Origin of the sequence: Nostoc sp. C110, assembly GCF_043099725.1 — a bacterium.
In the GTDB taxonomy this organism is placed as follows: Bacteria; Cyanobacteriota; Cyanobacteriia; order Cyanobacteriales; family Nostocaceae; genus Nostoc; species Nostoc muscorum_A.
The window spans coordinates 2,727,839-2,748,588 of sequence record NZ_CP171148.1 but is presented as its reverse complement, the minus strand read 5'-3'; the positions used below and the strand labels follow the sequence as shown (position 1 = coordinate 2,748,588).

Below are 20,750 nucleotides of genomic sequence, written 5' to 3'. Positions count from 1 at the left end.
TTTATGAAGTCGGGGATCTAATTTTTAATGAATGATTTAAGACTGCTATATTACCCTCATTAGCTTACTGATTAGGTCTTTATAGCTTTTGCAATAACTCCTGAGTTAACTGAAAAAACGCTTTTGATCCAGCTGATTGGGGAGCATTTAAAACAGCTGGCATAAAACTATCAACAGCCTTAGCAACATTGACATCAACTGGTATTTGTACTTTACAAATTTTCTCTACCCCGAAATCTTCGACAACGCGGTGCATCACTTGTTTATAGTATCTGCCAGTGAGAAGGTTAGCAGTAGACATGCTGAATACAATTCCCAGCATTTTTATATCTATTTTGGTTTCATGTCCATGACTGTCTTTTAATTGGGCGATGCGTCTTTCTAGTAGTTGAATACCCACTACAGATAAGGGTTCTGGTTTCGCCGGAAGTATGTAGAAATCGCTGGCAGCTAAAGCGCTACGAGTCAATAAATTATATCCAGGGGCACAATCGAGAAGGATAAAATCATATTCTTGACGGACTGGTTTTAAAATGTTATTAATCAGGACTCTTTCAAAGCGATTCCAAATAGTTTCAAAGTCCTGTTCACCTAATGCAGTTGCTTGTTGATGTAGCATTTCTGATACAACAAATTCATCATATAAGTCGATATCTCCTGGTAATAAATCCAGTCCGGGAAGATTACAAACCTGGGATTGAATGATATCTTGAATTGTGAGTTTTGCTTGTGGATCTGGATTTATAACTTCATCGATCAGATACCTAAATGTCTTGCTTTGTTTACGACGCTTGGCAAAATCTAAAGGCGACATCAAACTGAGTGTGGCACTAATTTGGCTATCTAAATCAAGCACAAGTACCCGCTTGCCATGATTTTTAGCTAAACAGGTAGCTAAGTTTACGGTGAGGGTGGTTTTACCAACGCCACCTTTCATGTTTGCAGTAGCAATTACATATCCCATTGGTTGAGTCCTCTGTTGACGCATTCTTCACATCTAGGTAGCGTACACCTCTCTCGATTTATTAAATCTTCCATTAAATTTAATATTTTTGGGAACTCAACGAAGAGGAAGGGGGCAAGGGGGCAAGGGGAAGGGAGCAGAGGGAAATGACTACTTCTCCGTGCCGTGGGTGGATTTACCTGCTGTACTATTTAAATTGCTATCACTTTGGTTGAAAGCTAGATAACATTAGATTCGGCGTGTTTACTGTTCGGGAGTGCCAAAATGTCTAAACAGCTGGGTCAAAAAATTGCACCTACACCTATATCAAATGATATCAATGTAGTGGATTTGATCGATCAATACTTCACTGCTTATAACTCAGCGCGGTTGCGGGAAATCTGCCAACTTCTGAGTCGTGATGTGCTAACCGAAGGTGTTACTGTCGGAGTTAGCCTTTCTGGTGCGATGACACCAGCAGGATTTGGGGTTTCAGCGCTTGCACCCTTAATTCGTAATGGCTTTATTGATTGGATGATTAGCACTGGTGCAAATCTTTACCACGATATGCATTACGGTTTGGGTTTTGAACTCTTTGCTGGTAATCCCTTTTTAGATGATGTGAAACTGCGTCAGGAAGGGACTATTCGCATTTATGACATTATCTTTGGTTACGATGTGCTACTAGAAACCGATGCGTTCATCCGCAAGATTTTACAAGGGGAAGCGTTTCAGAAGCGGATGGGAACTGCTGAGTTTCACCATTTACTAGGTAAGTATGTTCGGGAAGTAGAAAAGCAACTGGGTGTGCAGCATTCCTGCTTGCTGGCTACAGCTTATGAGTATGGCGTGCCTATATATACGTCTTCTCCAGGAGATAGCTCTATTGGGATGAACGTGGCGGCTTTGGCTTTGGAAGGTTCGCAGTTGGTGTTAGATCCATCAATTGACGTAAATGAAACGGCTGCGATCGCATATAATGCCCGTGAGTCAGGCGGTAAAAGTGCGGCTGTAATTCTCGGTGGCGGTAGTCCTAAGAATTTTTTACTACAAACTCAGCCGCAACTTCATGAGGTATTAGGGCTAGAAGAACGAGGACACGATTACTTTGTGCAGTTTACCGATGCACGTCCAGATACAGGCGGCTTGTCTGGAGCAACCCCATCAGAAGCCGTTAGCTGGGGTAAGATTGACCCGGAAGAGTTACCTAACACAATTGTTTGTTATACCGATAGTACGATCGCTCTACCACTGGTAACAGCATACGTCTTGAATAAGTGCCAGCCTCGTCCCCTGAAGCGTGTTTACGATAAGCGAGAAGCTATTTTGGATAAACTGCAAAAAGACTATCTAGCAGCCAAAACCCAACCATCAGATCAGGTTCCCATAGCAATGGTTGAAAGTGCCCAAAAGCAAACAGCGACTTATCCCTGTGGGCGGCTGATTCCCAATACATAGGGAGTAGAGGAGGCAGGGGAGCAGGAGAGCAGGGGACAAGGGGACAAGAGGTGAGAATTTGAAACAAGTCTTTCCCCTTGTCCCCAATTCTCCTTGTCCCCTTGTCCTCTTCCCCATGCCCCTCATCCCTTTTGCCCAACCAAAAAATAAGTTGTCATTTTCCCTTTCCCTTTAACTTCAATTTCGCCCCGCTTTTGAAATAAAAATTCGTTACACAATGACTTATAAGTATCTTCTGTAACCTGGATTTTACCAACAATACCTTGAGATTCCATGCAGCTAGCGATGTTTACCGTGTTTTTCCATAGACCGCAAGTAAATTTGTCGAGGTCAATTACTCCCGCTACTACGGAACCACTATGGATGCCAATACGGATGTTGAAGTTTTGGTTATTCTCAGTATTAAATAGAGCGATCGCAGTTTGGATATGTAGTGCCATAAGAGCGATCGCTTGAGCATGATCTGGACGGCGTGTAGGTAAGCCACCAACTACCATATAAGCATCGCTAATGTTCTTGATTCTCTCTAAACCATATTGTTCGGTGAGGCGATCAAAAGTTGAGAAAATCGAGTTAAGTAAGTTTACCACTTGAATTGCACTCATAGAAGCAGCAATTTCGGTAAAGCCGACAATATCTGCAAATAAAACTGTGACATCAGCAAATTCTTCAGCAATGTTAGCTGATTCTTCTTTCAGTTCCTTGGAGATTACGGTTGGCAAAATATTCAGCAATAAACGTTCGGTTTCTTCTTGCTGATGACGCAGCGCTTCTTCTGCTGCTATTCGCTGGGTGACATTGCGAAATATGCCACGAACTGCAACTGGATGACCTTCAGAAAATTTACAGTTAATATTACCTTCTAAAAAAATTGTTTGACTATCTTTAGTAACGAATGCCGCTTTCACTTGATCGAACTTTTCTCCTGACAGTACGCGATAAAACCTTTGCCAACATTCTTGTTTAAACTCTGGATGTATAATATCGAAAATGGTCATATTCGCAATTTCAGCTTCGCTATATCCTAAAGTTTCTTGCCATGCAAGATTGACATACAAAAAACGACCATAGACATTGACAGATTGAATCAAGTCATTAGCATTTTCAAATAAATCACGATAGCGTTCTTCGCTTTCTATCAGAGCATCTTCTGCTTGTTTGCGTTTGATAAACTGGGCGATTTGGCTACCAATAGAACCCATCATTTTCAATAGGTCTTTATCTTTTGGTTGTACGTCACGGCTAAAGAAAACCATCACTCCTAAGATTTCACTATCGTCTAAGATAGGGAAACCAAAGGCTGCGTGCAATCCAGCTTCAGCCGCAGGTTGCGATCGCCTTGTGTCTCCATCTTCTGTGATATCTTTAATCCACAAGGGCAAACGTCTAATCCAAATTCGACCAGGTAAGCCAATACCGGGAGTATAGGTAGTTTGCCAGGTGATTGCCTTAAACTCTCGCACAGAAATTACTCGACTTGACCAAATTTCCACACACCTTAATATTGCATTGATGCTGTGTCCCTGTACCGAAGTGCCAATATATTGACTTGGTGCCCAAAGTTCACCTAAATGCCATCCCAAGTTCTGACAAATAGACTGCAAAATTTGCGGAATTGCCTGCTTTACGCTCTGGGATTCTGATAATATGCGAGTGATAGCATACTGGGTACTTGTACGCTGTTCTCGGTATTGTCGAGCCGTAATATCCCGACCAATGTAGACAATATCTTCTAATCCTTGTATTTTTTTCGGAATTACTGAACAAGAAAAAGCAATCAACCGCTTTTCTCTAGTTTTAGTTCGACAAACTACCTCTAAATTCTGAAAATTTTGCCGAAAATAATAATTTTTAAAAATTGATTCTATTAAAAAATGGTCGTCATCCATTATCAGAGATAGTGGACGATTAATTAATTCTTCTTCAGTAAAACCAAATAATTCTTGAGCAGCATTATTTACTTTTTTAACATTGCCTTTGCTACTGGTTATTAACAAAGCATCTGGCATTGAATTAATAATTTTTTCCATATAAGTATTGGATGCTGTTAAAGCATCCTTTCGCAGTTTTTCTTCATAAGTTTGCTGTGCTAAACTTTGCTTTAAAATAAATTCATTTGTAACATCTTCAATGAAAACAATTAATTTATTTCTAAATTTATTTTCATTTTGATTGCCGATAATATATATATTCATGTATATATATTTCTGATTTGAACGTCGTCCAATTGCTTCTAAATCAAATAGTTGCTGCTCTCCTCGCAAAATAGCGTGCAAAATCTTTTCAAGTCCGATAAACTCAGGAAAACTTAGCCGGATATCTTTTCCCCGGATCATCTCTTCAGGACTATCTGCAAACCGTTGTACTTGCTCTGATGTATTTATAATGCAGAAATTATCATCCAGTTCTAAATGTTCAAATTTATCTAGTAATGAAGGTTTGTTGAAAATCCGATCTAGTAGTTGGTCTTTCATTGTAGTTTTATAAAAAAACTTGATATTTATCTTTAGAGGTTGTTTTAAAAGTAGTTGGCTATGATTTTAGGCACTCATTGATCCCCCCTAACCCACGCCAGTCGCTCCACTTGGGGAGACCCTAAGACCGCGCTGGCTCCCCTTAAAAAGGGTAGAACCGGAGTCAAAGTCCCCCTTTTTAAGGGCAGGGCTGTTTCATTCCCTAAAGAGCGCTAAATATCAAGGGTTCTAGCGATTTAAAATTGATTATTTTGTTACCAGCGTGCCAAGAAAATGAACAATTTTACTGTTGTTCAAGTGCTTAAAAGTTCATCTTCTCGTCACCCTCACTTACAATTTTCTCGCTAACCATCTTGACAAATCCTGTTTGAAATGGAATGAAACAGCCCTGCTTTTTAAGGGGGATTTAGGGGGATCTAAACGTTTTGTTACCAAGAAGAGGACTTTTCAAACATCCTCTTAATAAGAAGAGCAAAAAAGGATATTTCAGGGTGTAAGAAGAAAAAATTCCAGTTAATTATTACTATATAACAGCAAAACTCTGTCGATAACTCATAAATCCTAAGTTAGGAATAACAATTGGTAATATAACATCACTGATTAATAATTACCTTAGCTGTGGTTTCAAATGTTTGCTCAGAAGACAAGTTTGTCTAATCATGATTTGTAGAAGTTGTTAATACTCAGTTTTTTTAATGATATTAATATTAATTTATCAAATATGAGATTTTCATGACTTAACTAAGTGTGGTTGAGCGAAAACGGCTACGAGTAAGCTTTTGATTTGATTAATCAGAATTAAGTAAGCATCAATAATATATGTTATGTCTTTTGGAGGATTGACGATTGAATAAAGTTTTGTTTTCAGCAGTTTATACTCAAGAACGTAGTTTATAAGCGATCGCCAGTTTAACAAAACCACTCGCAATATGGTTAAGTTAAAGTTTTAACACCCTTTTAAGCCTTGTCGTTACCCACATCTGGGGATATGACATTTTTCTAAAGAGGACTAGTATTTAGATGATTTCAGTCCACTTAAATGGACTTTGGCTATCAGCCTTGCACTTCAGTTTAGGGTGGGATGTCGAGCAAGTGCGATACTTTAAAAAGTATAAAAAATTATTCTGTAATATAATAAATTGTGCTTTTTATTAAATATCGTTTATGCCTTATCGCAGAAAATTTTTAAAAAGAGCAGGATACACAACCCTTTCTGCCTTATTGACTATGGGGTTTTTACAAAAAGATAGGCAGAAGGAAGATGGTACCACAAATGCTGCTACGGCAAATTATCTAAGTGCAAGCGCAAATGTCAATTCTCCCCTTCGACAATTAGCAGCAGCCAAAGGAAAGCGTTATGGCGCAGCAGTTTCTAGTGAATTTTTGCTACAAGAGAAGGGTTACGCTGACCTAATTGCTCGTGAATGTTCGATAGTGACACCAAATGGTGAATTAAAATGGAACGCCACTGAACCACAGCCAGGAAAATTTACTTTTGAGTCAGCAGATGCGATCGCTGGTTTCTGCCAAAAGCATAATATACAATTGCATGGGCATACCCTTTTCTGGCACATGGGAAAACCAGACTGGCTACCTTATCCCCCCACTCTTAAAATGCTCGAGCGCCATGTTAAAGGAGTTATGGGGCATTATCGCAATAGCCCTGTTTTAAAGTCTTGGGATATTGCCAATGAAATTATCGCTGATAGTGAAAATGAAGCTGATAATCCTACCTACGGTTTGCGTAAAGGGGTAAAACGAGAATTAATTCGAGATTTGTTTTTAATTGCGGCTTCAGTTGATAGTAGCAAGAAATTTTACCTCAACGATTTCGGCATCGAAGGCGCTACATGGAAATCAGATCGTTTCTTAAAAATGGTCGAATACCTGAAGAATAGTGGCGTTAAAATTGATGGTGCAGGTATCCAATCACATCTATGGTTTTCTACTGCCTATGGTTTTGACCAAAAAGGATTTAATTCTGTCTTAAAACGGCTTAATGATCTTCAAGTTAAACCAATAATCACAGAATTAGATATTATCATTGATGCCCCACTGCCTGATAGTATCAAAAAGCTAGACCAGATGGTAGCCGACAGTTACAAGCGATATCTTGACCTCTGCTTTGCGGGTGGAGTTGATACTGTAATTACATGGGGAATTACCGACCGTCATACCTGGATACGTCATCCCGACTGGATGCCAGGAAAAACCTTTAGAAACAATCCAAGTCTCTGGAAATTCCTGCGTCCACTTCCCTTCGATGAAAACCTGCAACCTAAACTTGCTCGCAACGCTATTGCCCAGGCTTTTCAGCAAGCAACTTAATACTTCACCCAGACGTAAATAGCACTTTTAAATGTTATTCTCAACGAAGTATGTGGAGATATTATTCATCATTTACGATGATGAGATATAAAGTGTCTTGAAGTAATTAATGATTAAGCCTTAATACAGTATTTCATAAATTCGTGACAAGTTGAGTGACGTACTGGTGAGGCTTGGCGAAACTCAATCAGGCTACAAACTTGTGGAATCTTGTAGTGAGAAATAGCAGCATTCTATTTTTTTTTTGTTGGCTTGGCATACTCCAAATTTCTCGCAAAAATAATGTAGCTACAAACCAAGGCTCAAGCAAGTAACGTCTCCAAAGTCTTTTCGGTTCAGATAACAAGCGATACAACCATTCCAAGCCAACCCTTCCCATCCAGCGAGGAGGAGTAGGTACTGCTCCTGCTACATAGTCCATACAGGCTCCACTAGTCAAAATAGTGTTGGCATGAATATATTCCAGATTTTCCGAAATCCAATGCTCTTGGCGTGGCATACCCATCCCCACCATTAATACATGAGGTTTGTAAGCATTAATTGCAGCCAGAGTCGCGAGATTTTCTTCACTATCTTTATCCATATCAATATAACCATGAGCGCAAGCAATCTGTAAACCAGGAAATTTCTCGCGCAAAATACTTGCTCCTTGTTCCGCCACTCCTGGCTTTGAACCTAAATAGAATACACGCCAGTCTTTACTAGCGGCTTCTGCCATCAGAGGCCATACCCAGTCAGCATAGGTTACTCTTTGTTCTCGTTTCATTGGAAAACCTAACAACTTTCCAATAAACAATAAAGGCATACCATCAATATGAATATATTCAGCCTTGGCATAAAACGCTTGCATTTTTGGATCGTTATGAAAGATATAAAGACTATGCAAGTTGTGATTAGCAATAATCCATTTCTCGTTTTTATCAATAGATTCTTCAATTAATAAATTTAACTCTGGGATAGAGAGTGCATCAACTTTAACACCAAGAAGTTTATAAGAAAATCGATTTTTCATGACTTAAAAAAATTTTATTTTTAGAATTATGAGAGTTAATTTCAGAAGAAAGGCGATTATTTAAATATTTCAAATCTTCAATACTAAAAAACTTAAATTTAAATTTTTTAGACGGATATATTCTTTGAAATAAATAAATTTAACTAAGAACAACTTACTTCCATGATAATTTGCGCGATGTTCTGCGCTCTTGCATTCCAAGAATATTTCTCTGTAATTAAGGTATATGCTGTATCTACAATTGATTGATATTTATCAAAATTTGAAGCTGCATCTAGCACTGTATTAGCGACTTCTTCAGTAGAGTATCCTGTTACTAAAAGATGTTCTAAGTGCCGGAATTCTTCTAAACCTCGCAATCCTTCTGGTGTTGATACAACTAATTTTCTACTAGCGAAATAATCTAACGCTTTATTACGAGCGCCACCTGCTACTGCTTGCTTAGAGAATGGCAGCAAAGCAATATCTGCATATTTAACATGTTTAACAAAATCCTCTCTTTTAGGTAAAAATCCCAAAAAAGAAATATTAGAAGGTATTGGTTCTGAAATATCACTGCTATCTCTACCTATAACAACAAAATGTATTTTCTCCTGATGATTTTCAATATGTTTAGCAATCTGAATAGTCATTGACACAGACATATCATTACTTGGAAACTGAAATGTTTTAGGAGCAATAAGAACCACTATTTTTGCTGGTCTAAATGCTTGATAAGGGTCTTGGCTCACAAATAATTCAGTATTTAGTAAGTCTTCAGTAACTCCATTCCCGATACTATAAATCTGCTGTGGAGTTTTACCATACCACTGGGAAATTAGTTTAGGAATTGAGTCGCCTGCTGCAATAATTGGACTACCAGAAAATATCAGAATTCCCTGAGCAATATATGTCTTAATACATTGTACAAACTCCTTGAAAGGATTGGCAACCGAAAACAAGCGCATCCAATATTCATACGCCGAAAATGTATGAAAATCTAAGACAAGAGAGGATTTTCTGCGTTTTCTAAGCCTCAACGAAATCAAAGCAGCTAATCCAGGTAAAGTTTCTTGAGCATAAACGATATCTGGACAAAACTCATCGATACATTTTTCTATAGTTTGAATATATGACTTTAGACTTCTTGAGCCAATCGAAATAGAAGGTGCATACTTAATAGATGAACAATCTAATCCTAGCTGAAAAACATCAAAATATTTAGTTAGATATTGTCCTAGATAAAAAGGTCTAGTAAATGCACCAAATGGTTGACTAGAATCAAGTGTTGAGACAATTAGTAAACGTTTGCCCATAATCTATTGATGATTTTAATATTTAAAGAATTGATTTTTGAAACTACATTTTTTCACTTATTTAGATAGCTATGAATTATCCAAATATCATTAGTTAATCATCCTGGCAACAGAATCAAACTTCTGAGTTACTTTGGTTAATATCTTCAGAAAAGGTGGGAGAAATTGCCAAATTCTTGTAACCAATAATTGCTCTTATATAAGGTAAAAACCAATAAAATATCCATAACGGCCCAGAGTGTCTGATACAAAATATAGTCCAGGGTTTTAATGGAAATCCTTTAATTTGCAACGCCTTTTGTAAGCGCTGTAATATACTTAAATTAGTATCTACCCAACTGTTACGGATAGAGTTTTTAGTACAAGTACCAATATATCCAGGAGCTACCCATATTTGACAACCCAATTTACGCGCTCTGAGGGCATAATCTAAATCTCCTAAACTGTGAATAAAAGCTGTATCAATATTGCCAACTTTTACAGCAACAGTTTTAGGGATTAGTACACAGTTACCATACATAGCATCGCATTTTTGAATAACCGAACTTGGTTCTAAAAATTCAAATTTGTTAGAATACCACTTTTTAGATTTTACTGCTCCTCCATAGGTTGCTTTTCCTGTCATTGGGTCTTTAGTTGAACCAACTACAATGGAGTCTGGATAACCTTGTGCAGTCAAATCTTGATGAATCTGTAATAATTTGCTGACAGCATTGGGTTCTAGAAATGTGTCATCATTCAACCATAGATAATAATCATATTGATTCTTTATCGCCTCATCAAAGGCAAGATGCATTCCTCCCACCCAAAATAAATTACCATTACCCTGAAGAATATGTACGTCTGGATATTCTGCTTTGATAGCTTGTGCAGTACCGTCAGAGCTACCATCATCAGTTAGGTAAACATCACAATGATGTTTTTGCTCATATAAAGTATGTAGACAGGCAAGAGTTGTATTTCGTCTGTTATGACAGGTCATAACTACAGCTATATTTGCTTTTTTCATCTTATTTACCTCACGTAATTTATATGGAAATGAGCAATACAAATAATAAAGCTATACGTAATTATTTCCATTACGTTTAAAGTTTCGCCATTTTTTCTATCCAGCTACTCAAATTAATATCTAAATTAAAGTTTCGTAATTTTTGTTCCATTCTTCTAACTACCAACATATATCTGTGCAAAACTGATACACGAGGCATTTTTAGTCTGACAACCTCTTGACACAACCATAGATATTTTTCAGAATTGATGTTAAGCTTTTTCAGTTTTTTGATTTGTGTATTCCAATCGTTATAGAAGAATAGGTTGAAATAATGAATTGATATAATATCATTCCAATGTTTAATTTGTAATTCTGTTGATAAACGGTTATGTAAAGGTAATGGATAACTATAATTAGCAGGAAGATGTTCGACGTTTTCTTCCAAGGCACATAAAGTTACAGACAAAACAGACTGCTCAACAAAATAAATACCTTGGGGAGGAGTAATATCAAGGCGCATGACTTTTTCAAAGTTCTCTTTCCAAGCTGTAAATATACCCGCACTCCTTCTCACAACGACCAAACCAGAATTCCAGTAAGCTCTAATCCTTTTTTTACCAATTGGTGTTTCAACAAATACCTCACGTTTTACCCCCAGCACTTCATATAATTTTTGCCAGTACCATTCTTGAGAGTCTAGCAAACCTGTAGAACCAATTCCTTGACCATACTCAGGACGTAAACGAGCGTTGCAATTAACAGGCAATAAAAATTCTTTTGGTGCAGAAAAAAAGCATTTGTCACTGTCTAGAAAAACTAATATTTCTGCATCAATATTTTGTTCTGCATAGGCACAAGCCAGGGGCTTATTTGCTAAATAATATTCATGGAATTCTTGATTGATAGGGACTTGTTGATGATTTACCTGCAACGCTTCAAATGCTTTTTGGGTTTGCTTTGATATTGGTTCACCTACTCTAGGATGAAAACTATATATAGGTGTATCTTTCAATTCTCCACAGAACTTACGAATACTTTCTGCAAGCATTAACGACTGAGCTTCTAAGCGCCCAGGTTCTGTACAAATTATAAAAGCTATAGGTGTTGACATATTATGAAGTATTTATTTACTAAAATTAGTTACTAAATGGAGATTTTTTGGCTACCATCAATATTTCCTCAAATAAAGCTGAATAACGACGTGCTTGAAGTTCTAGGGTGAATTCTTGTTCTGCTTTCTTGCGAGCATAGAATGACAGTTTTTCTAACCTCTGCTCATTTTCAAGTATCCAGGCAATTCCTTTGGCGAAATCGTCAACTTCATAAGGGTTCGCTAAATAGCCATTTTGCTGATGATCGACAATATCTTTTAAGCCAGTAGAATTAAATGCAACAACTGGAGTACCACAAGCAAGTGATTCAGAAGCTGTCTGTCCAAAAGATTCTTGCAGAGATGGCACAAGCATCACATCAGCTGCCGAGTAAACAGTTGCTAAAGATAGATCATCATATAAATGCCCTAAATAGTATGTTTTAAAGCCTAAATCGGGTGGATTTTCCGGTTGAGATGCCCCAAAAATAACCACTTCAAAGTTGTCCTTCCATCCGGTCTTACTCAATTCTTGTAGAGCTGGCTGCAACAAATGAAATCCTTTATTTCGATCGCTTGTTGCTTCTATAGCTCCAAAGAGAATCAGCTTCTTATCTTGAGGTAACTTCAGTGTTTCTCGGGCAAAATGTTGATTAATAGGTCGATATTTTTGAGTATCCAATCCGTGAGGAATCACCTCGATTTGCAAATTCTGGAACAAAGAACTGGAACGAGCACACTCTGCTAACCAAGAACTTGGGGAAACCAGAGTTAAATTAATATTTTTCCAAGCTTTTACTTTGCGCCGCCATACCCAACGGGATAAATCCCACTCATTAATACTGTTGAGTTGAGGGCAAGCTCCACAGGATACTTTGTAGCGATCGCATTCTCCAATAACGTGGCACCCTCCAGTAAACCCCCACATATCATGGAGAGTCCAAACTAGAGGACGCTTTAGCTTAGAGAACGTTTCTATTTGCATAAAAGCTCCGCTAATCCAATGCAAATTGATTATATCTGGATTAATCTGAGCAACTTTAGGAATAACTCTATCTGGCAACCATTGAATAAAAAATGGAGTATTTTTCTTTTGAGTATAAAGCTTTAATGGTAGGCTTTCAAATGTCAATTTAGCTTTGGCGATACCTTGAAACAGTCTAATTTTAGGGGCAATTACTGTTTTATCATTACTAGATTTTTCCTGAACTAGCATTTGTGACTGTAGTCCTATATCTTGCAAACCTGTGTGCAAACGATAGGCAGCCCTTGCAGCACCTCCACCAATATCGTGAGTACTAAGATGTAAAACTTTCATTTTTTTTAACTTCGTAATTACTAACTAAAATATTTTTATGATTTCGTTCATATTCAAGAGTCAAAGATAGCGATGTAGTTACATACATTAACCAATTCCAACTGGGAGTTAATAATCTTGCTTCTGAAAAATTTACTATTACAATGATAATTAGCATCTGCATTGGCCAATAATCTTCCGGCTTTTTAGCAACAGAAATAATTCGAGTTAATGCCATTACAAAGAACCGGAAAAAGCCTGCTGCAAAAGTCAAAAAACCTAAAAATCCTAATTCTAACAATAGTTCTAAAAAACCATTGTGAGCATTACTTGCCCAATCATAAGTAGCTCTTAGATTAGATGCAGAAGTACTAGTCCAAAATCCAGAAAATCCATAACCTAGCCAGGGTCTTTCCCAAATCTTGGACATCACTAGCTCCCAGAGATCAGAACGTCCATTAAAGGTAAGGTCTTTGCCAGAAGTACCAACTACGGTATCGGCATTATTGATAAGTAACATTAAACCGATAATGAGTAACATTAAAGTCGAAGTAATTAGAATAACTTGTAATTTATAGTTAGTTTTTTGAAATGATTTATAGACAGGTAAAAGTAATATCATTGTTAATATAATCGTCAAAGATGTTGTGGAACGTGAGAGGATAATTAGACATATAGATATCCCACATATTCCCCACATCAACCAACTATATCGATGGCTACTAAGAGCAAGGTGCAAAAAAACTCCTGTACTCCAAGCCATCATATATCCTAATTCATTTTTATGACCATAAATTCCGCTCCACATACCTACTAATTCTGGTGATTGGTGAATATAACCTGGTATGAATGCAGAAAATATCATAGATAATAATGCAGATACACCAAGCGCCCAAGCGATTAGTCTCATTTGTTCGCGGAGAGAATAACGCATTGCCAAATAGATTGCCAGAAAATATAGTCGGATTAAACCTCTCATATAAGTAAGACTAGAACTTAAGTCTCCTGACCACAAAAGAGAAAATATAACTATTGTTATCAAAAGAAACTGTAATGGACTTTTAGTAGTTACATAAAGAAAACCTTTCCAGTATAAAAGTAGGAAATAAAACAGAATTAAATATGAAACTATATTGAATATAGTATCTAGCTTATCGCCTCCAAGGGTAGATATAGAAATTTCTTGTGCAGGGTGTATGGTCAATGCCCCTACAGTAATGAGTAATAGTAAGACAGTTAGTATTTTTTCTGTTAATTTTACCTTAATTTCTGACATTTCATCTGTCTATTAATTTACTAGATGGGTTACTATTTTTTGACTGTTGAATAATTTAATTTTTTTTTCAATTCTTCTTTGAAAATATCCAATGCAGTTGCTTTATAGACTGTTTTCTGCGTAAAAATATCTGCCTCTATATTCCTCACAATAAACGGTGGATGGTTTAAGGGAAACTCTATTGCTTCCATTGACATATTAATGAAAGAAAATTCCTGCTTGGAATTGAAATGAGTTGCGTCTGCACCAACACCAACATTAGAAATTAAATTGACATTGGGAATAATGCTTAAGCTACCTTGCATCCAGCAAGCAAATGTCCATTGATAATCCCAAGTTATACCTGTAGGATTGTTATAAATAGACTGAAATATTCGTCGCCAATAATTTACTGCTTTTGTATCTATAAGAATGTCGTGTAAAAGGTTTTCTGCTTGCACCTCTTTCCAGAGTTTCATAGTCAAATCATAATGTTGCCAAGCACGTCTCCAACTTGCCCAACCCCAGCAGTGGTTATAACGAGAAAAATAGTAACTGTAATTTGTACGTTTTCGTCCAAATTGAACATTTTGGGCAGATATGGTGCCGATTCTAGTATCATATCTATATTTTTCCAGTAGTTCTTCACTAAATCTGAAAAAAGTCTGGTGAGGGATACAATCATCTTCTAAAATAATTGTTTCTTCAACATTATTAAATACCCAATCTAAACCACTAGATACTCGTTTCGCACAACCTAAGTTGATATCAGCATAATTCTTAATAACTTCACATTCCCAATCAACTCTCTCAATAATTGCCCTAGTTTCTTCACACTTTTCTGCCTCACCTTCCCGGTTACTGCGGGGGCCATCTGCAATGACAAAAAGCTTTTTTGGCTTGGCTTGGCGAATAGCTTCAAAAACTTTCTCTGTTTTTTGTGAGCGATTGAAAATAATAAAAGTTACTGGTGTTTGCATATTTGATTAATTTGGCTAATGTTAATTGATATATAAAGGTGAAAGATAAATAATAATCAAAATTTATAAAAAGGAAGTAGCGATCTCATCTGAATTTTAAATATTTTTTGTGTTCTTTTATCAAACGCATTGCATAGAAAGGCAGCAGAAGCTTGAGATATTATTGTTGCGATCGCAGCACCAAAACCTGCATATTTAGGAATAAATAATAAATTAAGAATAATATTCAATATTGCCCCAAATAAAGTTTTACCTAAAGAAACATGATTCAAACTTTCAGCAATAAACCACGGTGATGTTGCAAGACCCATAAATACAAACAAAGAAGTCCAAATATGAACTGCTAATATTGGCCCTGCTTGTGCATATCCACTTCCAAACATCACCATAATTATCTTGTCAGATAGAAATGTCATTGGCAGAGCAATTGCAAAAGATATATATGTGAGGAGACGGAGTAATTGTCCTATTCGCTGATAATAAAGACTTTCTGATTTTTCCTTAGCTGCGTAAATTGATGGACCAACCGAAGAGACAATAGCCGCCGGAATAAAATACCAAATTTCAGAAACACGAACCGCAGCAGAATAAATTCCAACCTCCTTATCTCCAATCATTTGACCTAACATCACCTGATCGATTCTCATAAAAATCATGATGGCGAACCCTGAAAAAATTAGAGGTAAACTCTCTTTTAAAAGAGTTTTAGCAGCAGTAAAGTTCCAACGCCATAACAACACCGAGGTACCTCTGGCTTGGTAAACAATCAGCAAGCCAATTGCACTCATTGCAAATTCTGCTAATGTTACCCAGGCAAAAGCTAACAATGGTGCTTTTGTTAAAATTAGTGCTATTTTGATGAGAGTATTTAGCAGAAAAGCTATATTTTTAGCGATTACACTGTATTTTGACTGCACCTGTGATTGAAACCACAGTTCAATAGTATCAGCCGCCCTAAAAATTCCTACCATTCCTAAAATTGCAACTAGCCATATCTTCAGTGTTTCATGCTCACCTAAGAAGAACATACTGCCAACCGCCAATAAGACAGAGGCAATTCCACCGAGCAACTTTAGCCAAAAAGTGGTTCCTAAAATTTCTTCTTTGTTTGATGATTGACGGACAATATGGCGAACTACTACATCGTCTAGTCCAAGAGTAAAAATCGGACTAAATAAGCTAACAAAGGCTAAAACATAGTTAAATAGACCATACTGTTGTACCCCTAAATAGCGTGCTACCCATACTCCTACTACCAAGCTTGCACCCATACGGAGAATGCGGTCAGCAAACAACCAACCTGTATTAGCAATAATTGCACGTAAGCCAGAACGAGATTTTAATTGTGATAAGCTTTTAAGTCTTAATTTACTTAGCATTACTTTTTTTAACCATGTGACACTATTTATAACAATATGCAAATTTTTACTAGCTTGCTAAATTCATCAAAATAGATTGAATTAAATTAGTGTTTTACATAATCATTGATTGGCTACTATTTTTTAATTTCCCAGCCATCAAGATTTTTAAAAAGTAGTTAAATAACAAAATCATGCCCTTAATTTTCCAATAAATATTAGACTCAAATAAAAATATTATTTTCAAATATGAAATAAAATCTGTAAGTTTCGGACATGGTATTGTTTTTAGCTCATCAAGAGAGGTAAAAGCCAATAATAATGGTAGGCTAAAATGATTTATTTGAATGATGTAATTAAATAAAGAATTGCGTTTCCAAAATCTTTTATATTCATAGTTTTTGTCTATATCTAAAAATTTCTTATTATGATACTGGTTATTCTGATGTATTCTATACATCACTAAAGGATTAGACATATAAAACTTTTTAGCCCCTACCAAAGAGGCTCCCCATACCAAGCAGTCATCAGCTCTTACACGCCAATCTTCTGTCTTTGGAATAGGTAAAAATTTTCTAATTATTTCTCGGCGTATTGACAATGTTGAAGTTATGGAGCCAATCCATTCACCATTGCATAAAGTTCGGATTACTGAATAACCCAAATCTAAATCAACTGCATCAGCTTGAAATGTTCCTTCTTCTGCTCCAAATTTTTTATATGCACAAAAGAGGAAGTCACATTCACTACGTCTCTTATAAAAATTTAGGGCAGTTTCTAAATATTGAGGTTCATAAATATCATCGGCATCTAAAAAAAATATAATTTCTCCAGTTGTAGCTAAAAAACCTTCGTTAAAGGATGATAATTGTCCTTGATTTTTTTCTTTGAAGATACATTTAACATTCTCTATTTGAGTAAATCTAGCAAGGAGTTCCGCAGAATTATCTGTTGATGCATCATCAACAACAATAATCTCATCAAATTTAACCGTTTGATTTAAAGCACTATCAATTGCATCTGAAACAAATTCAGCATAATTGTAGTTATTAATTAAACAAGATGTTTTGATTTTGTTTTTATCCATATAAAAATGCCTCCCAAATGCAAAAAAAATAAATTAAGATACTTGCAGTGACACTTATACGATTAATGCTCTTTGGTAAATTTGGTTAAACTGCTAGATACTAAATCTTCTTTAATTTGTCGTTTTTTGCTTTCAGGCAAATAATTATTAGACTCATTTTTAATATTCACACCATTAATGACTATCCCTAACACCTTCTGACCTGACTGATTTAAAAATTCTTTAGCTGCATTGGCACTGTTTAAGTCAACTACTCCAGGCCGAACGACTAATAGGATACCGTCAGTGAGGGTGCTTAAAACAGCAGCATCCGCTATTCCTGACAAAGGTGGTGTATCAAAAATAACTAAGTCGTAATCTCTGCTAAAGTTACTTATCAATGTTGCCATCCGTTGAGAATCTAGCAGCGCTACTGGATTGGGAGGCAAAACTCCAGAAGTAAGAACTTCTAGATTAGGCATCACTTCTTGAACAACTGCATCTAAAGAAACTTGACCAACAATGACATTACTTAGTCCAACTGTATTGTTTAGACCCCAGACATGATGCTGTATGGGATTACGCATATCTGCATCCACTAGTAAAACTCGACGACCCGCTTGAGCCATTGTCACAGCTAAGTTTGCAGATACGTCAGACTTTCCTTCTTTACCAACAGAACTGGTGATTACAACGCTTTTGAGCGGTTTATCAGAACAGAGGAACTTCAAGTTTACTTGGAGTATTTGGTAGGCGTTACCAAGAGGAAAATAAGGAATATCTCTGCCAATAATTTTGGGAATAGGTCTATCAATTCCTGCTATGGAAGAATGAGTTTTAGGATTTTTGCTCTGTGTAGGAATTACTCCTAAAACAGTGTATTTCAAGACTTCTTTAGCCTCTTTAACTGTCTTCACTGAGCGGTCTATCAAGTCTAAACTAAAGGCAACAATGATACCCAAGAAAAGACCAACTGCTCCTCCACCAACAATAAACAGGATTTTGCGAGGCCCTTCTGCTTTATCGGGGACTAAAGCTAGAGAAATGACACGAGCATTAGGAATCTTTTGGTTTTGTGCAATATCAATTTCTTGGCGTTTCTTTAAGAGGGTTTCGTAAGTCGTTTGAGCTGCTTGCAGTTTTCGTTCTAGCTCTCGTTGAGTCTGTTCTAGTCTTGGCAAATTATTTGCTCGTTTGATGTAAGCATCTTGCTGTCGCAAGAGGGTGGCAATTTGTCTTTCTAGACCAACGCGTTCTGCTTGAGCGCGAGTAATATCTGCAATTAAGCTTTGGCGCAGTTGCCCAAGCTGTAAACTTCCCTCTGTTATCTGGGCTGTCCCAGCGACTTGTCCTGTCCGCTCTTTCAACAAGTTCTTAAGAGCTACGACTTTTTCTTCTAAGCTAGTAATTGTAGGGTGTTCAGGTGAAAAACGAGTCCGCTCTATTGCTAGTTGACTTTCCGTTTCTTGGAGTTGGATAAGCACTTTTTGAACCCCAGGTGCTTGACTCAAGTCAGATGCGATTACACCCTGCCGTGAATCTAACTGAGCTTCACTGCCTAACTGTTGTAAACGACCTTTGACATCATCTAGTTGAGCTTGAGCTTGAGAAATTTGATTTCCTAGCTTGGAAATTGTATCGACTGCTGCGGTTGCTTCTTGTTGCAGGACAACAACTTTATTTTGTTCTTTAAATACCCGCAGTTTTGATTCAGCTCTCCTGACGACTTCTTCAGCTTTGGGTACTTCTGTTACAAGAACTCCTTTGGCTGTCCGTGCTTCATCCTGATTAGCCTGGATATTTAAATCGATATAACTTTTGATAACTTCATTGACGATTTTGGCAGCCAGTTCAGGATCGTTGTTTTTATAAGAAATTTGTACAACATCAGTGCCTTTAATTCCTTCTATTTTTAGTTGGGTCGCTAAGTCGCGAATCGACAGCATTTTGCCTTTATTATCTTTGAGGTTGAGGGTATTAATTGTTCTGTCAATAACTGGATTTGAGCCAATAACTCTCACCTGGGTTTCCAGGGGATTGTCGTTTATATTCAAAGCTTCCAAGCGTCCTATGTCGTCCGGTAAACCTGTGAGTGAGGAAGAGCGATTTGTTTTAATCATCAAACTTCCTTCTGCCTTGTATGAGGGTTTTAGTGAAAAGGCATACAAGCATCCAAAGGTAACAGCTATGCTAAAAATTCCGACTAGAGGTAGCCAACGCCGTTGAATAACTTCTAAGTATTTCTGAATATTTACTTCTTCAAACTGTGGTAAAGATTCCATCGTCATAATAAAAAAGTTTTAAAATAATGACTATTTGTATTTGTAGTAGATTTTTCTCGGTATTTTAGCGCACTAGTACTATAGATTACTTCGTTTTGCTAATGTTTGCTGTATCATATTGATGATTTTGTTAATGTTCAATTGTTTTAAAACCAAAGTATTGTCGGATATACTGTCTTACGAGATATACTCTGACTAAACGACGCACAACCTGTTCGCTGCATATATATTAGAGAGCTTAATAAGTAGCGATTTTAACTTACAGGTATTTATAGTATCCTGAGAAAAACAACAGGATAATTCCTAATTTTCTTCGTAATTTATTTAGCTAGTGTTCTTTTTTTTTGGTTAACTCACTTTTGTGTTGATACCGATGTAATTATTGATTAGTAATCTAACATTCAATATCATATTATGTAAGAACACTTAATTGAAGAACTTTACAAAAAATTTATATAATATACCAGTATATTCCCTGCACATTCGCTAATTTTAAAAAGATGAGAAGAATTAATACCTTAAGGGTAAGGAATATACAATTTTCCCAGCCTACAAGCAATGTAAGGACTTCAGAGGTAGGCTTTTCGTAGTGAAAAGAGACAATTGGAAAGATTGTATGGATATTTACGTAAGCTTTTAAAAAACTTTCAGCAACAATTAATTCTTACTCTGAATAACAGTAATTTTGGCAATTATCCAGGACTGGCAATACTAAGATTATGTGAGTTGAGTATTGAAGTTGTAATAACTCGTACTTATGTTCAATTTGCCCAGACTTATGAAGCTTTGTTGATGTGGCTTGAGGTGTGAAAATTACAACACAGTTCCCATCCTTGGGTTTATATCCAAATATTTTAGGTTTAACTGTAAACTTGCAATCACCTTGGTTATATTCTGCTGTGGATGCAAAATACGCTTTCT

Annotated in this window: 14 protein-coding genes; 2 read left to right on the top strand and 12 right to left on the bottom strand. The window is 36.7% G+C overall.

The window, feature by feature from the left end; genetic code table 11:
* Positions 1-79: 79 nt before the first annotated feature.
* Positions 80-964 (bottom strand): ParA family protein, encoded by an 885-nt coding sequence (locus ACFFRD_RS17280; protein WP_012408196.1) that lies wholly within the window; start codon positions 962-964, stop codon positions 80-82.
* A gap of 264 nt (positions 965-1,228) precedes the next feature.
* On the opposite strand from ACFFRD_RS17280, the gene speY reads away from it, so the two are divergent.
* Positions 1,229-2,401 carry a deoxyhypusine synthase gene (gene speY / locus ACFFRD_RS17275; protein WP_392482481.1) on the top strand — a complete coding sequence of 391 codons (1,173 nt, stop codon included), beginning with the start codon at positions 1,229-1,231 and terminating at the stop codon, positions 2,399-2,401.
* 122 nt (positions 2,402-2,523) lie between these two features.
* On the opposite strand, the gene ACFFRD_RS17270 is transcribed toward speY, so the two are convergent.
* A complete protein-coding gene (locus ACFFRD_RS17270; RefSeq protein ID WP_392482480.1) occupies positions 2,524-4,875 on the bottom strand; it encodes an adenylate/guanylate cyclase domain-containing protein in 2,352 nt (783 codons plus the stop codon).
* Positions 4,876-6,039: 1,164 nt separating this feature from the next.
* Between ACFFRD_RS17270 and ACFFRD_RS17265 the strand changes: the two genes are divergently transcribed.
* Positions 6,040-7,203: an endo-1,4-beta-xylanase gene (locus ACFFRD_RS17265; protein WP_392482479.1), complete on the top strand. Its 1,164-nt coding sequence runs from the start codon at positions 6,040-6,042 to the stop codon at positions 7,201-7,203.
* A 187-nt stretch (positions 7,204-7,390) separates the two neighbouring features.
* On the opposite strand, the gene ACFFRD_RS17260 is transcribed toward ACFFRD_RS17265, so the two are convergent.
* The 10 genes from ACFFRD_RS17260 to ACFFRD_RS17215 form a co-directional block, all read right to left on the bottom strand.
* Entirely contained in the window at positions 7,391-8,215 is an 825-nt protein-coding gene (locus ACFFRD_RS17260; protein ID WP_179075051.1) for a WecB/TagA/CpsF family glycosyltransferase, read from the bottom strand.
* 143 nt (positions 8,216-8,358) lie between these two features.
* Positions 8,359-9,510, bottom strand: coding sequence for a glycosyltransferase (locus ACFFRD_RS17255; RefSeq protein ID WP_392482478.1), 1,152 nt, complete (start codon positions 9,508-9,510; stop codon positions 8,359-8,361).
* Positions 9,511-9,625: 115 nt separating this feature from the next.
* Positions 9,626-10,519 (bottom strand): glycosyltransferase family 2 protein, encoded by an 894-nt coding sequence (locus tag ACFFRD_RS17250; RefSeq protein ID WP_179075053.1) that lies wholly within the window; start codon positions 10,517-10,519, stop codon positions 9,626-9,628.
* A gap of 76 nt (positions 10,520-10,595) precedes the next feature.
* Complete coding sequence (locus tag ACFFRD_RS17245) at positions 10,596-11,612, bottom strand: hypothetical protein (RefSeq protein ID WP_392482477.1); 1,017 nt, start codon at positions 11,610-11,612, stop codon at positions 10,596-10,598.
* Positions 11,613-11,637: 25 nt separating this feature from the next.
* Positions 11,638-12,909: a glycosyltransferase family 4 protein gene (locus ACFFRD_RS17240; RefSeq protein ID WP_392482476.1), complete on the bottom strand. Its 1,272-nt coding sequence runs from the start codon at positions 12,907-12,909 to the stop codon at positions 11,638-11,640.
* Positions 12,890-14,164, bottom strand: a complete 1,275-nt coding sequence (locus ACFFRD_RS17235; RefSeq protein ID WP_114081088.1) for an O-antigen ligase — start codon at positions 14,162-14,164, stop codon at positions 12,890-12,892. The genes ACFFRD_RS17240 and ACFFRD_RS17235 overlap by 20 nt, the downstream gene beginning before the upstream one ends.
* A gap of 32 nt (positions 14,165-14,196) precedes the next feature.
* Positions 14,197-15,123, bottom strand: coding sequence for a glycosyltransferase family 2 protein (locus tag ACFFRD_RS17230; RefSeq protein WP_392482475.1), 927 nt, complete (start codon positions 15,121-15,123; stop codon positions 14,197-14,199).
* A gap of 56 nt (positions 15,124-15,179) precedes the next feature.
* Positions 15,180-16,502, bottom strand: coding sequence for a flippase (locus tag ACFFRD_RS17225; protein ID WP_392482474.1), 1,323 nt, complete (start codon positions 16,500-16,502; stop codon positions 15,180-15,182).
* Positions 16,503-16,596: 94 nt separating this feature from the next.
* Entirely contained in the window at positions 16,597-17,568 is a 972-nt protein-coding gene (locus ACFFRD_RS17220) for a glycosyltransferase family 2 protein (protein WP_392482473.1), read from the bottom strand.
* A gap of 62 nt (positions 17,569-17,630) precedes the next feature.
* The gene (locus tag ACFFRD_RS17215) at positions 17,631-19,835 is read right to left on the bottom strand and encodes a GumC family protein (protein WP_392482472.1); all 2,205 of its coding nucleotides are present in this window, start codon (positions 19,833-19,835) and stop codon (positions 17,631-17,633) included.
* Positions 19,836-20,750 lie beyond the last annotated feature (915 nt).

Bases quoted from the DNA above. Each gene is read 5' to 3' on its own strand.
- ACFFRD_RS17280 (WP_012408196.1), bottom strand. From the start codon at position 964: ATGGGATATGTAATTGCTACTGCAAACATGAAAGGTGGCGTTGGTAAA.
- speY (WP_392482481.1), top strand. From the start codon at position 1,229: ATGTCTAAACAGCTGGGTCAAAAAATTGCACCTACACCTATATCAAAT.
- ACFFRD_RS17270 (WP_392482480.1), bottom strand. From the start codon at position 4,875: ATGAAAGACCAACTACTAGATCGGATTTTCAACAAACCTTCATTACTA.
- ACFFRD_RS17265 (WP_392482479.1), top strand. From the start codon at position 6,040: ATGCCTTATCGCAGAAAATTTTTAAAAAGAGCAGGATACACAACCCTT.
- ACFFRD_RS17260 (WP_179075051.1), bottom strand. From the start codon at position 8,215: ATGAAAAATCGATTTTCTTATAAACTTCTTGGTGTTAAAGTTGATGCA.
- ACFFRD_RS17255 (WP_392482478.1), bottom strand. From the start codon at position 9,510: ATGGGCAAACGTTTACTAATTGTCTCAACACTTGATTCTAGTCAACCA.
- ACFFRD_RS17250 (WP_179075053.1), bottom strand. From the start codon at position 10,519: ATGAAAAAAGCAAATATAGCTGTAGTTATGACCTGTCATAACAGACGA.
- ACFFRD_RS17245 (WP_392482477.1), bottom strand. From the start codon at position 11,612: ATGTCAACACCTATAGCTTTTATAATTTGTACAGAACCTGGGCGCTTA.
- ACFFRD_RS17240 (WP_392482476.1), bottom strand. From the start codon at position 12,909: ATGAAAGTTTTACATCTTAGTACTCACGATATTGGTGGAGGTGCTGCA.
- ACFFRD_RS17235 (WP_114081088.1), bottom strand. From the start codon at position 14,164: ATGTCAGAAATTAAGGTAAAATTAACAGAAAAAATACTAACTGTCTTA.
- ACFFRD_RS17230 (WP_392482475.1), bottom strand. From the start codon at position 15,123: ATGCAAACACCAGTAACTTTTATTATTTTCAATCGCTCACAAAAAACA.
- ACFFRD_RS17225 (WP_392482474.1), bottom strand. From the start codon at position 16,502: ATGCTAAGTAAATTAAGACTTAAAAGCTTATCACAATTAAAATCTCGT.
- ACFFRD_RS17220 (WP_392482473.1), bottom strand. From the start codon at position 17,568: ATGGATAAAAACAAAATCAAAACATCTTGTTTAATTAATAACTACAAT.
- ACFFRD_RS17215 (WP_392482472.1), bottom strand. From the start codon at position 19,835: ATGACGATGGAATCTTTACCACAGTTTGAAGAAGTAAATATTCAGAAA.